The following is a 16998-nucleotide window of genomic DNA, read 5'->3' as shown; positions in this document are numbered from 1 at the left end:
AGGACGATTCAGGGATTAACATAGAGTAGTGGGAAGGCCAAGCTTCAACCCAGATGCGTTAAGACATTTCAGGCCCGGACGAGATTTTTTCTAAGCAAAACCGAAAATACACATCGGCTCGATCAGAATCTCAAAATGCTTCCAAAGCCCAAACATTCTTTATTCCCTATTTTGAATAGATTGAGTCAATGGAGGGTTAATATGCAAAGCGCACATTGCAAAATGATTGCGGCCCACTGGAGGGAGGAGTTTCCAGTGAGCCGCGGATCAGGCCATCAGGAGGGGAGGATAACGACCTGATATCGATTGATTTACAGCGGTTCCAGCTAAGAATGTACCGTTGGAACCGCTGTAACTGTTTGTTTTTACGCATTATCCGATGCAAAACCGCTTCGCACTTTTGCTGGAAATGCTATAAGTGATTATTCCTACCGTCCGGCATGCATGGGACGCATGTTTCCAAAATGCATGCCGCCACCACCAAAACCACGATTACCGAATGCTGGTCGGTTAAGCCCGCCGAAACGACCCTGACCAGATGTGAAGCGCGGCCCCACAATCGGACCAGGCCCCCAGTTACCGCGAACCTGGCCCTGCGGCCATCCACGGCCACCCCATTGTGGACCATGGCCCCAGCGAGGGTTCCAGCCATTGCGCCCACCGCCACGATTGGATTGGCAATTGCGGCCAATACAACCGTTGTAATAGTTTGGCCCGCCTCGCCAACCTGGACCGCCCCAACCCGGCCCCCAATAGCCGCCACCTGTTGCCCAGCCGAGACCTAGACCAAGACCGAAACCAGGGGCCCAACCGTCGTTGTAGCCATCATTGCCGACAATTACAGTCGTGTTAGACGGAGCAGCATAAGCGTTGCCGTTATAGGAGCCAAAGCGAACATAACGTGCAGAAACAAACCCAACTCTGTTGCCATTATAAATCTGGCACCAGCTTCCACGACATGACCCCACATTCACGCTAACACCTGCGGGCAGAGCAGCCAAACGCGCATAATTTGCGCCGGGTCCACTGCGAACATTTACGTTTGCAGTCACAGTTGCAGAGGCTGCAAACGCCAATGCCGGAACGGCAACAGCCATAGCAAAAGTCAATCCCCCAAGAAACTTATTATTAAGTACTCTCTTAAATAAAAACATCGATACTTCTCCAAATATGCAACTACACAAATGCAATGCGAAGAAATTAACGAAGCAACACATACAACATTAAATAGATTAAATCAAATAAGTCTGTTTATGATGGTAAATATCATTATTGTTGATGCGGAATTATAAACACAAGAGCCGCATTACGGATATCATCCAGCAATAAGGATCGAAATTTTATTAAAATTTTATACAAGATAAACTTGGAATAAATGACTCATCTTCTTACCAAGTAAAATGAAAGCGCCCCGGAGGGAACCGGGGCGCCACGCGGCTTTTAAGGGGGAGAGGGAGGAAAAAAGCCGCGGAACCGGGCCGTCAGGCCAGGTATCTGGTATCAAAAGGCCTACAGAAACATGCCCTTTGAAGTTTGATTATGGCAGATTACGTGCATCATCCGGCGTCATATACATCGGCATCATATTGGTATCGAGGTGATGCATGACCCAGATGGAGCCAGCAAGCACGATGGCCAGAATGATGACCGTGAAAATGAGCGCCAGGATGTTCCAGCCATTTTCCGACTTCGGATCAAGATGCAGGAAGTAAACCAGATGCACCAGGATCTGAACGACGGCGATACCGAGCACGATGGCTGCGGTAGTCGCAGGCGTGAAGTAACCGTTCATGGCCAGCATGAAGGGAACGACGGTGAGAATAACCGCCAGCACAAAGCCAATCAGATAAGACTTCAGGCTGCCATGTGCGGCTTGATCATGTGTTTCGTGTCCAGAGCTCATCACAATACACCCAGCAGATAGACAAGGGTAAAGACGCCAATCCAGATGATGTCCAGGAAGTGCCAGAAGAGGCTCAAGCACATCACGCGCGTCCGGTTCTTTTCAGTCAGGCCATCGCGCAGAAGCTGGGCCGAAAGCACCAGAATCCAGACCAGACCCGAAGTAATGTGGAGACCATGCGTTCCGACCAGCGCAAAGAATGCCGAAAGGAATGCTGAGCGGTCAGGGCCTGCACCTTCCACGATCAGGTGATGGAATTCATAGATTTCCATAACCAAGAACGCCGCACCAAGCAGGAAGGTTACGCCCAACCAGAACAGAACGCCTGCACGGTTATTCCTGTACATCGACAGCGTCGCCAGACCATAGGTCAGGGACGACACCAGAAGCAGCATGGTTTCAGTCAACACAAACTGCAGGTCGAAGAGTTCACGGCCGGTTGGACCGCCCGCGAACTGATGTGCAAGAACAGCATAGGTTGCAAAGAGACCCGAGAAGAGAACGCAGTCGCTCATCAGGTAGATCCAGAAGCCGACCAGTGTGGTCGACCCTGCATCATGATGGTCTTCGTGAGCGGGATGCTCGTTTCCGCCCTTGAAAGGGCCGGTAGTCGTAACAGTCGCGCTCATGGATCATGCCTCCTGAGCATTCAGTTGCCGGGTATAGGCGTCTTCGACGCGCTGTACTTCATCGGCCGAGACATAGAAGTCCCTGTCATTGTTGAAGGAGTGGGCGATAGCAACTGCGAAGACAGCGATGAACGACGCAATTGCCAACCACCAGATATGCCACACCATGGCAAAGCCAAATGGAATGCACAGGATACCGATGATGAAGCCAGTTCCGGTGTTCTTTGGCATATGAATGCGCGCGAACTTTTCGGTACGACGAACATAATCGTTCTGCTTCATATCCCACCAGCTGTCGTGATCGCGGACATGCGGCACTTCAGCAAAGTTGTAGAATGGTGGAGGCGACGAAATCGACCACTCGAGTGTACGACCTGTGCCCCATGAGTCGCCATCAACAACGCGCAGCTTTTCGCGATCGCGGATGGAGATCATGATCTGCAGAACCTGGAACACAATACCGCAAAGGATAATCGCGACACCGATAGCAGCAACGATCAGATAGATGTGCCATGCCGGGTTTTCGGTGTGGTTCAGACGACGGGTCATACCCATCAGGCCGAGCACATAGAGCGGCATGAAGGCGAGAATGAAGCCAACGAGCCAGCACCAGAATGCCTTGCGGCCAAGACCTTCATGCAGCTTGAAACCAAATGCTTTTGGCCACCAGTAGATGAGACCGGCAAAGCAGCCGAACAGAACGCCCGAGATGATCACATTGTGGAAGTGGGCGATCAGGAACACGGAGTTGTGCAGTACGAAGTCTGCAGGCGGAACAGCAAGAAGAACGCCTGTCATACCACCAACAACGAAGGTACACATGAAGCCGATGGTCCACATGACCGGCGTTTCCATGCGAACCCGCCCCTTATACATGGTGAAGAGCCAGTTGAAGACTTTTGCACCGGTCGGGATCGAGATGATCATCGTTGCAACGCCGAAGAAGGCGTTTACGCTTGCACCGCCACCCATTGTGAAGAAGTGGTGCACCCAGACAAGGAATGACAGAATGGTAATGGCAACGGTCGCGTAAACCATCGATGCATAACCAAACAGACGCTTGCCAGAGAAGGTCGCAATGATTTCAGAGAAAACGCCAAAGCAAGGCAGAACCAGAATATATACTTCTGGGTGACCCCAGATCCAGATCAGGTTCACATACATCATCGGATTACCGCCACCATCATTGGTGAAGAAGTGGAAATCCAGATAACGGTCAAGCGACAGCAGAGCGAGCGTGACGGTCAGGATCGGGAACGCAGCCACGATCAGGACGTTCGAGCAGAGCGCGGTCCAAGTGAAAACCGGAACCTGCATCATGCCCATGCCGGGTGCGCGCATCTTGATGATGGTTGTGATCAGGTTGACGCCCGAAAGAAGCGTACCCATACCGGAAATCTGCAAGGCCCAGATATAATAATCTACCCCGACATCTGGACTGAACTCCTTGCCGGAAAGCGGTGGATAGGCCAGCCAGCCGGTCTTGGCGAACTCGCCAACGCCGAGCGAAACGTTGATCAGAATTGCACCAGCAACTGTCAGCCAGAAGCTCAGTGAGTTGAGGTACGGGAACGCAACGTCGCGCGCACCGATCTGAAGCGGTACGGCAAAGTTCATCAGACCGACGATGAAAGGCATTGCCACGAAGAAGATCATGATCACGCCATGGGCGGTGAAGATCTGATCGTAGTGATGTGGCGGCAGAAAGCCTTCATTAGCGCCAGAAGCCAAAGCCTGCTGGGCACGCATCATGACAGCATCCGAGAAGCCGCGGAACAGCATCACGAAAGCCAGAATAATGTACATAATGCCGATACGTTTATGATCGACAGAGGTCAGCCAGTCGTTCCAGAGTGGACCCCACTTTTTATAGTAGGTAATGGCTGCGAGAATAGCGAGCGCCCCACCAGCTATCGCGGTCAATGTGACCATGATGATAGGCTCGTGATACGGGATCGCTTCGAGCGTAAGTTTTCCGAACATTTCTATTCTTACTTCGATTGGAGTGCGATCAGCGGCTTAGCCCCGGACAATTTCCAGGGCTAAGCCGCATCGGCAAATCAGTTTTCAAGCTGCGACAGGCGCTGCGGCTGAATGGCGCAAATGATGTCATTTGCCCAAAGGCTGAAATCGACTGGCGAAGACTTGCGTAGATTTGCGCGAGCTTCACGAACCATCTGAGCCTGATGCATCTGATCATCCAGGCAGACCGACTTGCCATCCCAGCAACGGTTTACGATGTTATGAAACAGTGCCTTGTCGTTATAAGCAAAATGCTGAACCGGAGCTTTTTCACTTGGCTGAACCAGCGAAGCATAACGCTCACGCGACAGTTCCTGACCAGAAGCCTTTGCATCAGCAACCCACTTGTCAAAGCCGGCCTGATCCAGCGAATGCGCCTTGAAACGCATCTGGGCAAAGCCCTGGCCGCTATAGTTTGCGGAAATGCCGTCGAACACACCTTCGTGGTCAGCAATCAGGTGAAGCTTGGTCTGCATGCTAGGCATGGAATAGACCTGGCTACCGAGTACCGGAATGAAGAAGGAGTTCATGATATTGCTGGAAGTCAGCTTGAAATTGACAGGCACGCCAACAGGCATTGCCATTTCGTTGACAGAGGCAACACCCTGATCCGGATAGATAAACAGCCACTTCCAATCGAGCGCTACGACTTCGACATTGATTGGCGGAATATTTGATTCCAGCGGACGATAAGGATCGAGCTTATGCGTGCTAATCCAAGTTACCGTTCCGAGAACCACAATAATGGCGCACGGAATAAGCCAGACTGCAGCTTCAATCTTTGTAGAATGATGCCAGTCAGGTTTGTATTCTGCTTTATCGTTGTCGGCGCGATACTTCCACGCGAAGTACAAGGTCATAAAGATGACCGGCAGCACTACGAGAAGCATCAAACCAGTTGCGAAAAGCATAAGATCGCGCTCAGCCACACCGACCTCTCCTTTCGGAGAGAGCAGGACTTGGTTCTCGCAGCCGGCGAGAAACGCCGTGAGGGCCAAGACGGCGAACGAAACGATCGTCCGGGGGGTGCCGTGTTTCATTTGTCTTTCCATCCTGCGCGCAGAGCTTCAGCTCCGGCGCATGCGTCATTTCCTAGTTTTCGGTAAATTCTGAAAATTCCAAAGGAACCGTTATAACGAATAATTCCGTTTGTCACCTGCTTGGAGCAAAATGTACTGGTTCGAAATGTCGCGGCCGGACACGCCACATGAGTCAGAAATGACTCGGAGAACGACAAAATTGATATAGTTTGCCGTAAGTTAGCCATAAATCATGATCTTTTCAAAAATAGCTAAATAAAAAAAGCAAAATAACCCAATCGTGATAGAAATTTACTGACGTGAATAGAAACTAATAATTAAAAATTCAACATTCGTACAAATTTAAATTTTAATTTACTTAAATAAAAAAAGAAAAACTAATAATAAATCCGACCTGATAGAGACGCATATTTTGTTAAGTGTCAACGCAACGGCGCGGAAAGACTCTCAACCAACATCAGCTTTACAGCTTCTGTCTGGGAAAATATTCGTTTTCTGAAAGAGATAAACTCCATCGTTGCGAATACCGGTCGTTTCTTAACGATCTCATTTCAGATAAGAGTTCTGACATTACCGGGTAACTTTCATGAAATAGCGACCAAGAGATACGTTCATGATTTTCGCTGAGTGGGCGATTGACGAGGCAGAGGGTGCAATACTGGCTTATACGCTGGTGACGAAGGCGGAGAGTGTTCGCAAAGGCACCTTGCTGACCGAAAATCACATCGAAGCTTTGAAACGAGCGGGAATCAAGCGCGTTGTTGCCGCTCGGCTGGAACCCAATGATATTGGCGAAGATGAAGCAGCCCTCATAATAGGACAAAGCCTGATTGAAGATATGATTGAGGCAGGCCCTGCCACAACCGGCCGTGTCAATCTCTTTGCCCGCAGCAACGGTTTGTTTAGTGTTGATGTTGCTGGCATCGATAAAATTAACTTGCTCGACCCGCGGATATCAGTGGCGACGTTGAACAATCTTAGCCGCGTTGAAAGCGGGCAAATGGTTGCAACCGTCAAAATCATTCCGTTTGCCGTTCCGGGCTCTCTTATTGGAAATATTCGCACAGTCCTCGAGACAAAACAGGTTCTCGCGGTTCATTCGTTTGAGAAAACGAGACTCGGCGTCATTCAGTCACGACTTCCTTCCGTTCGCGAAACAGTACTCGATAAAACCCACGAATTGATCACAAAGCGCGTGCAACACAATTGCGGTTCGGTGATAGCGGAGACGCGTGTAGCACACGAAATAGCTCCCTTGTCTAAGGCCATAAGTGAGCTGAGCACCAGTTGCGATCTGCTGATTATTTTCAGTGCTTCCGCGGTTGCGGACGAGATCGATATTGTGCCGAGGTCCATCGTTCAGGCAGGAGGAGAAATTCTCCGTATCGGCATTCCCGTTGATCCCGGCAATCTACTCTCGCTCGGAAAGCTCAACGGAAAGTACATCATCGTGGCGCCGGGAACAGCTAGAAGTGCGCGTGAGAATAGTCTCGACCAAGTGCTAGACAGATTAATGGCTGGCTTAGCACTTGATTCAGACGCCCTTGCACGAATGGGCGTCGGTGGACTTCTGCTTTAAAACGATCAGAAGGTGTAATCGAAAACCAGAATCCCACTGAGGCCGCCTTCTGCGGCTTCGACCAGCGCTTTTCCGACTTTCGCGTGCTCTGGGTGGGGCAGATAAGCGTCGCGCGCAGCCGAGTCCACAAAGTCCACAACAAAGCCGTGGCGAAAGCCTTTTTCCAGATTTTCCGGACTGTTGTTATCACCAACACTTACGGCAATGATGCCCTCAATTTTATCTTTCAGAGCGACAACTGCATTCAAAGCAGCCTCAATGCTCGCGCTATCGAGTTCGGCTTTGAATTTAACAAGAACTATATGGCGTATCATGATGAAAATCCGTGCTGTGATAACGTCGAATTAATACTAGCTTGGGTTAACACCCGCGCTAAACCGGTCTTCCGAGACTTATAGCATTTCCAGCAAAAGTGCGAAGCGTCTCCGCAGGGAAATCAGTTCGCCGGACTGATTTATTTTCCTGCTGCGATGCGTCGGAAAATGCGTAAAACCAAACAGTTACAGCGGCCCCAACAATTCAGTCTTAACTGGAACCGCTGTAGGATAAATACTGCAGATCGGGAATAATTATCATCGCAAAAGTTCATTGACAGCCAAAAACGAAAAAGGCCGGGGTGAACCCGACCTTCCGCTCTCATTTAGGTTGCGCCAGTACATCCGTGGTCGCATCACCAAATGAATTCCCGATACAATATGGATATAGCAGCCGAGCATTTCAAGATTGTGACACTCTCAGGAAAACCTTATCGCCGGTACACCAAGAGTGGATTTCACAATCAAAGATGCCGATTAAGCCGCCATCGGTGTTTCGATGGGTTCTGGATGGTTATAATTCCAGACTTCGATCAGGCATTGCTGCATGAGATCAAGATCAACCGGACCAATACGGCTTAATACAAGATCAAGCTCATCCGGCTCCACACCTCTATTGAGAAGCTCAACGATTGCTTCGATCAGAACTCTTTTATCGTCAAATCTATAGCGCTGCATAAACCTGCTCCGCTAATTGCCCCATTTTGATACATATACACTAAACACTTATGGTTAACCGAAGCTTACCTGTTGACGATCATTTGAGCTAAAACTGAAATTCTTCAAGCTATAGCGAGCAAATGTCCGATCGGGTCAACCCTGATAACTCAGAAAAAAATCAAACATATATTCTCAACGAACAATATTAAGCCTCAATATAACTACATAAAAATCTAAATCAAAGAATAAATGAAAAACTGCTTTATTCAACAATCCTCTTTTAAAGAAAAACATGAACTTCTTCAAAAGATACGCCAATTTCTCGCTCAACCACGTCCAAATATTAAGTCTCAGCGGCTTAATCGGCGCTAGCTTCTTGGGCGGCTATCTTTTTGCGATTCAATACAAAGGTAATATCCATACGATTGTAGCGGGGCAGGCATATCGATCCAACCAACCCGATCCGTCTCGCATCGCTAAATTAAAAGAGCTTTATGGTATTAAAACAATCATCAACCTGCGCGGCGCAGAGCCTGGCGCGAAATGGTATGACGACGAAGTTACAACTTCCAGTGCTCTTGGCATCAAGCTTACGAACTATGCGATGTCGTCCAGTCGCCAGCTGACGCCAGAGCGGACACGCGAGCTGATTGCACTCATGCAGACTGCTGAAAAGCCAATTCTCATTCATTGCAAAGCTGGATCAGACCGAACTGGTCTTGCCGCAGCACTTTATGTCGCCGCCGTAGCCAAAGGTGGCGAACGCAAGGCCGAAGGGCAAATGTCAATCGCTTATGGCCATTTCGGAATTCCCTTCAGCCCAACCTATGCGATGGAAGAAACTTTTGAGGCCATCGAAGCCGAACTTGGCTTTCCGAACTCGTAATTCTGCAGCAATTCTTTCGTCTGAAACAAAAACGCCGGGGATAAAACCCCGGCGTTTTCACTTACTTTAAATCAGCAATTAATCGAGACCGACGATCTTGCCATCCGACCACTTGAACACGTCGAAGCTTGGTGACGACAGATCACCAGTTTCGCCATATGTCAGCTTACCAATAACGGTATCGATTGGCTGACCGTCGCGGAGGGTCTTCGCAACTGCGGCGGAATCATCCGTCGTACCAGCGCGTTCAATACCACTCGCGAGAACCTGGACAGCGGCATATGCATTCATGGTGAAGGCCTCAACCGGGATTTTCTTAGCCGTCAGTGCATCGACAGCTTCCTTGGAAGCTGGGTTCTTCGTCGCGTCAACAGCGTTGGTGAAGAGCGTGCCTTCAGCATTGGTGCCGCCGATTGCCCAATATTCGGTGTTGGACAAGCCTTCGCCGCCGAGGATGAGAGCCTTGAGGCCCGCATCATGTAGCTGGCGGGAAAGAAGACCGCCTTCACCATGATAGCCACCGAAATAAACGATTTCAGTGCCTGCGGCTTTCAGCTTGGAAACGAGCGCGCTGAAATCCTTGTCACCAGGTGTAACCGAATCGTATTGAACTTCGGTGATGCCGTCTTTGTTGATTGCAGCCTTGAAGGAATCTGCAAGACCTTTGCCGTATGCGCCCTTGTCATGAACGATTGCGACTTTCTTGTCTTTGAAGTTCTTCAAGAAGTAAGCAGCCATGACGTCAGCCTGCTGGTCATCGCGGCCGCAGGTGCGGAACACATTTTCCAGACCGCGCGCGGTCAGATCTGGACCGGTTGCGGTTGGCGTAACCATCAGAACGCCATTTTCCGAAAGAACATCAGAAACAGGAATTGCGACGCCGGTCGTAACCGGACCAACCACGAATTTGATGCCATCGCCAACGATCTGGTTCGCTGCCGAAACACCCTGCTTTGGTTCACCTGCATCGTCAGCAAACTTCAAGACGATCTTTTCGCCCTTGATGCCGCCCTTTGCATTGATGACTTCAACGGCGGTTTCCGCGCCCTTCTTAACCTGATCACCATAGGCCGCAACCGGACCTGTCAGCGGTGCAATAACACCGATCGTGATATCTGCATAAGCGGCACCGGCAAAGCCAAGTGTTGCGGCAAAAGCCACGCTGGAAAGCAGTTTCAGATTCATTCTTTTTCTCCTTTGGCGAGGTCTCGCTTTTTCATCGATGACCTCAGACAACCCATGCCGGTCAAATCTCAGCGCGATTGTGCTGCCGAAATGCCGGGCCCTCCCTTTTTTCCATCGTATGATCTCAAAGGGTTAATCTAAAAGCACGCCGCGCCATCATCCATTTAAGGTGCCAGAGCCATAATATTATCCGAAATTGCATCTGCTCTTTCGGAATCATGCTCCAGAACGGGAGCGAGCTTTCATGATGTAATAAGAATGCATTTCCGGCTTCCGATTGCAAGGGGCCAAGTGCCCGCAACTACAACGAAAATCGGCCTCCCATTAAATGCCTATCCTCCTCTTCTCCATGATGGTGATTGCTTTGCAAAAAAGGCCGCAATTCCCTCTGCGGCCTCTGGCGTTTCCCATGTATCCGCAAGGCGGGTAAGCGTCATTTCGATGACGGACTCTTCTATCGGACTTCCCAGCGCATGAACCAACCGCTTTGAGGCAGCAACCGCTGCCGGGGCAGTTGAAAAATACGGCCTGATCTCGGACTCAACTGCCGCATCAAGCTGCTCTGCTTCGACCACCTGATGCAGCAATCCGATATGCTTTGCTTCGTTTGCATCAAACAATCGTGCCGAGGTGAAGGATCTCAGTGCATGGGCCTGACCGATACGCGCCACGACATAGGGACTGATGGTTGCCGGTATTAGGCCGAGCTTCGTTTCCGTTAGCCCGAAATGCGCGCTGGCCACGCCAATTGCTGCATCGCAAACGCTGATCAGACCAACACCACCGCCATAGGCTTGCCCGTTCACGCGCCCGATCAATGGTTTCGGCAGGTCGCGCAATGCTTTGAGCATCAGCGCAAGCTTGCGCGCCGCTTCAATACGTTGTGCACGCGAAGCACTGACCTGCTCACGCATCCAGCCAAGATCGCCGCCTGCACAAAAACTGGTGCCGCTGCCGGTCAGGATCACGAGCCGCACCGAGTCGTCATTTGCAAGCCGAAGCGTGGCAGTCAGAAGCTCATCAATCATCAGACCGGACAGCGCATTATGCTGCTCAGGTCGGTTGAGCGTTAGCGTAGCAACGCCACGCTCGTCAGTAGCAAGCTGGATGGTTTCAAACTCTGTCATGCCGCTTTATCCTGACGGAGTGCTTGCGCAAACAAAGCTGCTGAACTCAGCTTTTCAATATCAAGACCTGTTTCAAAGCCAAGGCGTTGCAGCATTTCCGCGACAGCCACAGTATCGACATTGCCCTTGGCACCGGGTGCAAAGGGACAGCCACCAAGCCCGCCTACGGATGCATCGAACACCCGCAAGCCCTTCTCCAAGCTGACGCGGATATTATCGAGCGCCCGTCCATTTGTGTCGTGATAGTGCCCCGCCAGACTATGCGCTGGTGCCACATTCAAAACTGCATCCAGCATGGCGCTCACAGTTTCCGGTGTTCCTCGCCCAATCGTGTCACCGAGGCTCACCTCATGACAGCCAAGCGAAAAGAGCTGCTCTGTGACTTCGGCAACCGCCTGCGGCGCGGTCGATCCATCATAGGGGCATTCGACAACGCAGCTGACATAGCCGCGAATGGCCAACCCATCATTGATGGCCGCACCAATCACTGGCGCAAGCCGCTCAGTGCTCTCCGCAATCGTGCAGTTGATATTGGCTTTGGAAAAACCTTCGGATGCTGAAATGAAGACGGCAATCTCATCGACATTGGCGTTCGCCGCGAGCTCATAGCCCTTCATATTAGGCACGAGCACTGAATAGCGCACGCTGTCGGCACGGCGGATACCGGCCATAACTTCCATAGCATCGGAAAGTTGTGGCACCCATCGTGGGCTGACAAAACTCGTTGCCTCGATGCGGGAATAGCCACAATCGGACAGGCGGTCGATCAACGCAATCTTGTCGGCTGTCGGCACAAAACGCTTCTCGTTTTGCAGGCCGTCACGCGCAGCCATTTCGACGATTTCAACGTGTTCAGCCATGTTCTTCCTCCAATTGGACTAACAGTGCGCCTTCATTGACCTGATCGCCAGCCACGACATTCACAGTTGCGACCTTGCCGTCACGCGGTGCAGTCAATGAAAGCTCCATCTTCATCGCTTCCATCGTCACAAGCCGGTCGCCTTTGGCGACGCTGGCACCTTCCGCGACGGAAACCAGTCGCACAAGTCCTGGCATCGGCGACAGAATGCGGCTTTCGCCCGAAGCCTCCTCCTCTGCGCCGATAGACTCAACATAATGAAATATGGTGTCGCGGCCTTCGAACTGCACGGTCACGTCATGGCCGTTGCGCGAGACTGTCGCCTCCGCAACGCGGCCATCAGCGGCAAAGCGAACCAGACCGTTTTCGTAATTGCGGACTTCAACACCGCCAAAAGCAAAACCGAAATGCCCGTCGCCCTTGGTCGTGAAGCTTACCGTATGGCGTTCGCCATGATGATCGAGCAGAACCGAACGCGATGCCTCCCCCCAAAGGCGGAACCCACGCAGGCTGCACCATGGGTCGCCTTCTTGTGGCGCATTCAGAAGACCAAGCACACCCAATGAAGCCAGCGCAAAAGCGATATCTGACGGTTGTTCCTCCCTGAACAACACAGCCGACGCACGGGCAATAAGCCCCGTATCAACATCGCCCGAGCGAAACGCTTCCAGCTTGCAAAGGTCGGATAAGAACTGGCGATTGGTGACAAGCCCGGCGATACGTGTCTTGTTCAACGCGCCTTCAAGCCGGTTCAACGCCTCGTCGCGGGTAGCGCCATGCGTGATAATCTTGGCAATCATCGGATCGTAGAACGGTGTGATGGTGTCGCCACTGCGCACGCCGGAATCAACCCGCGCATTTTCAGGCGCTGCAAACAGCGCAAGCTTTCCGGTCGCAGGCAGAAAATCACGTGCCGGGTCTTCGGCATAAAGCCGCGCCTCAAAAGCCCAGCCATGAATGGCAAGCTCGTCCTGACGCTTCGGCAGTGCTTCGCCGGACGCCACGCGCAATTGCCATTCGACCAGATCTAGGCCAGTGATCGCTTCCGTCACCGGATGCTCAACCTGCAGCCGCGTGTTCATTTCCATGAAGAAGAATAGGTCGGATCGCAGCCCTTCCGAGACGTCTGCGATAAACTCCACCGTGCCTGCGCCGGAATAACCAATGGCTTGTGCGGCCTTCACCGCTGCATCGCCCATGACAGCGCGCATGTCAGCCGTCATGCCGGGCGCTGGCGCTTCCTCAATCACCTTCTGGTGGCGGCGCTGCAACGAGCAATCGCGCTCAAAAAGATGCACCGCATTACCAAAACTATCGCCAAAGACCTGCACCTCGATATGGCGCGGCTTGGTCATGTATTTTTCTACCAGCACGGCGCTATCGCCGAACGATGCTTCCGCTTCGCGTCGCGCACTGTCCAGTGCAGTTGCAAAATCGGCAGAATTATCAACCCTGCGCATACCCTTGCCGCCGCCACCGGCGCGGGCCTTGATCAGCACGGGATAGCCGATCCGGTCAGCCTCGCTTTTCAGAAAAGCGCCATCCTGATTATCGCCGTGATAACCGGGCACGACTGGCACACCCGCCTTTTCCATCAGTGCTTTGGCAGCATCTTTTAGCCCCATGGCGCGAATGGCTTTTGCCGACGGGCCAATGAAGATGAGCCCTGCCGCTTCGACAGCATCCACAAAACCGGCATTTTCCGACAGAAAGCCGTAGCCCGGATGGATCGCCTCTGCTCCGGTTTCAAGTGCTGCTTTGATGATGGCTTCGACATTCAAATAGCTTTGCGCAGAAACGGCAGGGCCGATGCGCACGGCCTCGTCGGCCATTTCGACATGAAGCGCATTGACATCCGCGTCGGAATAAATCGCGACTGTGGCAATGCCCAACTGGCGTGCCGTGCGAATGATCCGGCAGGCGATTTCTCCGCGATTGGCAATCAGTATTTTTTGAAACATCTGATCGCCCTCTTTACATTCTGAAGATGCCGAAGCGCGTCGGCTCGACTGGAGCATTCAGCGTTGCAGAAAGCGATAGACCAAGCACTTCGCGGCTCTTGCGTGGATCGACAATGCCATCATCCCAAAGCCGCGCCGAGGCATAAAGCGGATGGCTCTGGCGCTCGAACATTTCCAGCGTCGGGCGCTTAAACTCGGCTTCCTCTTCCGCCGACCATGTGCCGCCGGTGCGCTCAATCCCCTCGCGCTTGACTGTGGCCAGCACCCCCGCCGCCTGTTCACCCCCCATCACCGCAATTCGGCTGTTCGGCCATGTCCACAGGAAGCGCGGTGAATAGGCCCGTCCTGCCATGCCATAATTGCCCGCCCCATAGGATGCACCGATTAGCATGGTGATCTTCGGCACATTGGCTGTTGCCACTGCAGTCACCAACTTGGCGCCGTGCTTGGCTATACCCTCGGCCTCATATTTGCGACCGACCATGAAACCAGTGATATTTTGCAGGAAGATCAGCGGAATATTGCGTTGGCAGCAAAGCTCTATGAAATGCGCACCCTTCAAGGCGGCTTCGGAAAACAACACGCCATTATTGGCGATAATGCCCACCGGCATCCCGTAAAAGCTCGCAAAACCGCAAACCAGTGTAGGACCAAATCGCGCCTTGAACTCATCAAAGTCGGAACCATCGACCAGCCGCGCAATCAGCTCGCGCACATCATAGGGAATGCGGGTGTCAGCCGAGACAATTCCGAGAATTTCTTCCGCGTCATAAAGCGGTGCTGCACCATCGCCTCTCGGAATAAACTCGCGCTTTTGGCTGTTTAGATTGGCGGCGATGGCGCGTGCTATTTGCAGCGCATGAGCATCGTCATTGGCGAGATGATCTGCGACACCGGATAGCCTTGTATGCGTATCGCCACCACCGAGATCTTCCGCGCTCACCACTTCGCCCGTCGCAGCTTTCACCAGCGGCGGACCAGCAAGAAAGATCGTACCCTGATTGCGCACGATGACCGTCTCGTCGCTCATGGCAGGCACATAAGCGCCACCTGCCGTACACGATCCCATGACGACCGCGACCTGCGGAATGCCCGCTGCCGACATTTGGGCCTGATTATAGAAAATACGCCCAAAATGATCGCGATCCGGGAAAACCTCGTCCTGATTAGGCAGGTTAGCGCCACCGGAATCGACCAGATAAATGCAAGGGAGACGATTCTCACCCGCAATCTCCTGTGCGCGCAGATGCTTTTTCACGGTGATCGGATAATAGGTGCCGCCCTTCACCGTTGCATCATTGCAGACAATCATGCATTCGCGGCCAGATACGCGGCCAATGCCGGTGATCATACCGCCGGAAGGTGCTGCACCAGCATACATGCCATGCGCTGCAGTCAGTCCCACTTCCAGAAACGGCGAACCCGGATCAAGCAGTTGCGCCACACGATCACGCGGCAGAAGCTTTCCGCGCGAGATATGGCGTTCACGCGCCTTCTCACCGCCACCATCAATGGCCGTGCGCGATGCTTGTGCCACCACGTCAATCGCTGCAAGCATGGCTTTGCGATTGGCTTCAAAGGCAGCGCTGCGTGTCGAAATTTCAGATTTCAGAACCGGCATCAGCGGGTCTCCTGAAAGAGTTCCCGTCCGATCAGCATCCGCCGGATTTCCGATGTGCCAGCGCCGATTTCATAAAGCTTCGCGTCACGTAAGAGACGACCTGTCGGATAATCATTGATATAACCGTTGCCGCCCAGCGCCTGTATCGCCTGCAACGCCATTTGCGTAGCGTTTTCAGCTGCATAGAGAATGCAGCCAGCTGCATCCTTACGCGTCGTCTCGCCACGATCACACGCCGCTGCCACCGCATAGACATAGGCGCGCGAAGCGTTGAACAGCACATACATATCGGCAAGCTTGCCCTGCATCAGCTGGAACTCGCCAATCGGCTGGTCGAACTGCTTGCGCTCATGCACATAAGGCATAACCACATCGAGGCAGGCCGCCATGATGCCAAGCGGGCCGCCCGCCAGCACCACCCGCTCATAATCAAGGCCGGACATCAGCACATTGACGCCCTTGCCTTCCGCTCCAAGCAGATTTTCGGCGGGCACTTCACAATCCTCAAACACCAGTTCGCAGGTATTGGAGCCGCGCATACCGAGCTTGTCCAATTTCTGCGCGGTGGAGAAGCCTTTGAAACCCTTTTCGACGATAAAGGCACTGATCCCACGCGGACCAGCAGACGGGTCAGTCTTAGCATAAACCACCAGCACTTCGGCATCAGGGCCGTTGGTGATCCACATCTTGTTGCCGTTGAGAACGTAACTTTCGCCGCGCTTTTCAGCGTGCAGCTTCATCGAAACAACGTCAGAACCTGCCCCCGGCTCTGACATCGCAAGCGCGCCGACATGCTCGCCGGAAATGAGCTTAGGCAGATATTTTGCGCGTTGTTCGGGGGAACCATTACGATTGATCTGGTTGACGCAAAGATTGGAATGCGCGCCATAGCTCAGGCCAATCGAGGCCGACGCGCGGCTGATTTCCTCCATTGCCACGCAATGCGCAAGATAACCCATGCCTGCGCCGCCATAGTCTTCATGTGCGGTTATGCCCAGCACGCCGAGATCACCCAGTTCGCGCCAGAGATGCATGGGAAATGCGTTATTGCGATCGGTCTCAGCGGCAAGCGGCGCAATGCGGCTTTCCGCGAACCGGCGCACCGTATCACGAAGGGCTTCGATCTCCTCGCCAAGACCGAAATTCATGCCCGAAGCAAACATACTCGTCCTCCACAAGTTCTGCCCGGCTGCTGTTTTTGAAAACAGCTAT

General features: G+C 52.5%; 15 protein-coding genes. 2 read left to right on the top strand and 13 right to left on the bottom strand.

Features of this window, described 5'->3' with window-relative positions; genetic code table 11:
* Positions 1-428 precede the first annotated feature (428 nt).
* The 5 genes from CEV34_RS07635 to cyoA form a co-directional block, all read right to left on the bottom strand.
* Positions 429-1154 carry an SH3 domain-containing protein gene (locus CEV34_RS07635; RefSeq protein ID WP_039859429.1) on the bottom strand — a complete coding sequence of 242 codons (726 nt, stop codon included), beginning with the start codon at positions 1152-1154 and terminating at the stop codon, positions 429-431.
* A gap of 383 nt (positions 1155-1537) precedes the next feature.
* Positions 1538-1903: a cytochrome o ubiquinol oxidase subunit IV gene (cyoD, locus tag CEV34_RS07630; protein ID WP_007873008.1), complete on the bottom strand. Its 366-nt coding sequence runs from the start codon at positions 1901-1903 to the stop codon at positions 1538-1540.
* Positions 1903-2532: a cytochrome o ubiquinol oxidase subunit III gene (gene cyoC / locus CEV34_RS07625; RefSeq protein WP_007873006.1), complete on the bottom strand. Its 630-nt coding sequence runs from the start codon at positions 2530-2532 to the stop codon at positions 1903-1905. The genes cyoD and cyoC overlap by 1 nt, the downstream gene beginning before the upstream one ends.
* A gap of 3 nt (positions 2533-2535) precedes the next feature.
* A complete protein-coding gene (gene cyoB / locus CEV34_RS07620; RefSeq protein ID WP_007873004.1) occupies positions 2536-4515 on the bottom strand; it encodes a cytochrome o ubiquinol oxidase subunit I in 1980 nt (659 codons plus the stop codon).
* 77 nt (positions 4516-4592) lie between these two features.
* Positions 4593-5594 (bottom strand): ubiquinol oxidase subunit II, encoded by a 1002-nt coding sequence (gene cyoA, locus CEV34_RS07615; RefSeq protein WP_064322346.1) that lies wholly within the window; start codon positions 5592-5594, stop codon positions 4593-4595.
* A gap of 613 nt (positions 5595-6207) precedes the next feature.
* Here cyoA and CEV34_RS07610 point away from each other — a divergent pair.
* On the top strand, positions 6208-7173 hold the full coding sequence (locus CEV34_RS07610; protein ID WP_007873002.1) for a molybdopterin-binding protein: 966 nt from the start codon (positions 6208-6210) through the stop codon (positions 7171-7173).
* Between the two features lie 5 nt (positions 7174-7178).
* On the opposite strand, the gene CEV34_RS07605 is transcribed toward CEV34_RS07610, so the two are convergent.
* Complete coding sequence (locus tag CEV34_RS07605) at positions 7179-7487, bottom strand: Dabb family protein (protein WP_007873001.1); 309 nt, start codon at positions 7485-7487, stop codon at positions 7179-7181.
* Between the two features lie 477 nt (positions 7488-7964).
* Positions 7965-8165 carry a hypothetical protein gene (locus tag CEV34_RS07600; protein ID WP_007873000.1) on the bottom strand — a complete coding sequence of 67 codons (201 nt, stop codon included), beginning with the start codon at positions 8163-8165 and terminating at the stop codon, positions 7965-7967.
* Positions 8166-8439: 274 nt separating this feature from the next.
* Here CEV34_RS07600 and CEV34_RS07595 point away from each other — a divergent pair, with 274 nt between their 5' ends.
* Entirely contained in the window at positions 8440-9033 is a 594-nt protein-coding gene (locus CEV34_RS07595; RefSeq protein ID WP_007872999.1) for a tyrosine-protein phosphatase, read from the top strand.
* A 78-nt stretch (positions 9034-9111) separates the two neighbouring features.
* On the opposite strand, the gene CEV34_RS07590 is transcribed toward CEV34_RS07595, so the two are convergent.
* From CEV34_RS07590 to CEV34_RS07565, 6 genes are all read right to left on the bottom strand, one after another.
* Positions 9112-10218 carry an ABC transporter substrate-binding protein gene (locus CEV34_RS07590; protein WP_007872998.1) on the bottom strand — a complete coding sequence of 369 codons (1107 nt, stop codon included), beginning with the start codon at positions 10216-10218 and terminating at the stop codon, positions 9112-9114.
* A gap of 332 nt (positions 10219-10550) precedes the next feature.
* Positions 10551-11345: a crotonase/enoyl-CoA hydratase family protein gene (locus CEV34_RS07585; protein ID WP_007872997.1), complete on the bottom strand. Its 795-nt coding sequence runs from the start codon at positions 11343-11345 to the stop codon at positions 10551-10553.
* Complete coding sequence (locus CEV34_RS07580) at positions 11342-12205, bottom strand: hydroxymethylglutaryl-CoA lyase (RefSeq protein ID WP_007872996.1); 864 nt, start codon at positions 12203-12205, stop codon at positions 11342-11344. The genes CEV34_RS07585 and CEV34_RS07580 overlap by 4 nt, the downstream gene beginning before the upstream one ends.
* Positions 12198-14165 carry an acetyl/propionyl/methylcrotonyl-CoA carboxylase subunit alpha gene (locus CEV34_RS07575; protein WP_007872995.1) on the bottom strand — a complete coding sequence of 656 codons (1968 nt, stop codon included), beginning with the start codon at positions 14163-14165 and terminating at the stop codon, positions 12198-12200. Before CEV34_RS07575 ends, CEV34_RS07580 begins: the two co-directional genes overlap by 8 nt.
* 13 nt (positions 14166-14178) lie before the next feature.
* Positions 14179-15786 (bottom strand): carboxyl transferase domain-containing protein, encoded by a 1608-nt coding sequence (locus CEV34_RS07570; protein WP_007872994.1) that lies wholly within the window; start codon positions 15784-15786, stop codon positions 14179-14181.
* On the bottom strand, positions 15786-16934 hold the full coding sequence (locus CEV34_RS07565) for an isovaleryl-CoA dehydrogenase (RefSeq protein ID WP_171380037.1): 1149 nt from the start codon (positions 16932-16934) through the stop codon (positions 15786-15788). Before CEV34_RS07565 ends, CEV34_RS07570 begins: the two co-directional genes overlap by 1 nt.
* Positions 16935-16998 lie beyond the last annotated feature (64 nt).

This window comes from Brucella pseudogrignonensis (assembly GCF_002252525.1).
Taxonomy (GTDB): domain Bacteria; phylum Pseudomonadota; class Alphaproteobacteria; order Rhizobiales; family Rhizobiaceae; genus Brucella; species Brucella pseudogrignonensis.
Note: the sequence above shows the minus strand (reverse complement) of the source record. Positions and strands in the feature narration are given on the sequence as shown.

Excerpts from the sequence above, each read along its gene's own strand:
- CEV34_RS07585 (WP_007872997.1), bottom strand. The coding sequence starts at position 11,345 with ATGACAGAGTTTGAAACCATCCAGCTTGCTACTGACGAGCGTGGCGTT.
- CEV34_RS07600 (WP_007873000.1), bottom strand. The coding sequence starts at position 8,165 with ATGCAGCGCTATAGATTTGACGATAAAAGAGTTCTGATCGAAGCAATC.
- CEV34_RS07635 (WP_039859429.1), bottom strand. The coding sequence starts at position 1,154 with ATGTTTTTATTTAAGAGAGTACTTAATAATAAGTTTCTTGGGGGATTG.
- CEV34_RS07570 (WP_007872994.1), bottom strand. The coding sequence starts at position 15,786 with ATGCCGGTTCTGAAATCTGAAATTTCGACACGCAGCGCTGCCTTTGAA.
- CEV34_RS07565 (WP_171380037.1), bottom strand. The coding sequence starts at position 16,934 with ATGAATTTCGGTCTTGGCGAGGAGATCGAAGCCCTTCGTGATACGGTG.
- CEV34_RS07575 (WP_007872995.1), bottom strand. The coding sequence starts at position 14,165 with ATGTTTCAAAAAATACTGATTGCCAATCGCGGAGAAATCGCCTGCCGG.
- cyoD (WP_007873008.1), bottom strand. The coding sequence starts at position 1,903 with ATGAGCTCTGGACACGAAACACATGATCAAGCCGCACATGGCAGCCTG.
- cyoB (WP_007873004.1), bottom strand. The coding sequence starts at position 4,515 with ATGTTCGGAAAACTTACGCTCGAAGCGATCCCGTATCACGAGCCTATC.
- cyoC (WP_007873006.1), bottom strand. The coding sequence starts at position 2,532 with ATGAGCGCGACTGTTACGACTACCGGCCCTTTCAAGGGCGGAAACGAG.
- CEV34_RS07610 (WP_007873002.1), top strand. The coding sequence starts at position 6,208 with ATGATTTTCGCTGAGTGGGCGATTGACGAGGCAGAGGGTGCAATACTG.
- CEV34_RS07605 (WP_007873001.1), bottom strand. The coding sequence starts at position 7,487 with ATGATACGCCATATAGTTCTTGTTAAATTCAAAGCCGAACTCGATAGC.
- cyoA (WP_064322346.1), bottom strand. The coding sequence starts at position 5,594 with ATGAAACACGGCACCCCCCGGACGATCGTTTCGTTCGCCGTCTTGGCC.
- CEV34_RS07590 (WP_007872998.1), bottom strand. The coding sequence starts at position 10,218 with ATGAATCTGAAACTGCTTTCCAGCGTGGCTTTTGCCGCAACACTTGGC.
- CEV34_RS07580 (WP_007872996.1), bottom strand. The coding sequence starts at position 12,205 with ATGGCTGAACACGTTGAAATCGTCGAAATGGCTGCGCGTGACGGCCTG.
- CEV34_RS07595 (WP_007872999.1), top strand. The coding sequence starts at position 8,440 with ATGAACTTCTTCAAAAGATACGCCAATTTCTCGCTCAACCACGTCCAA.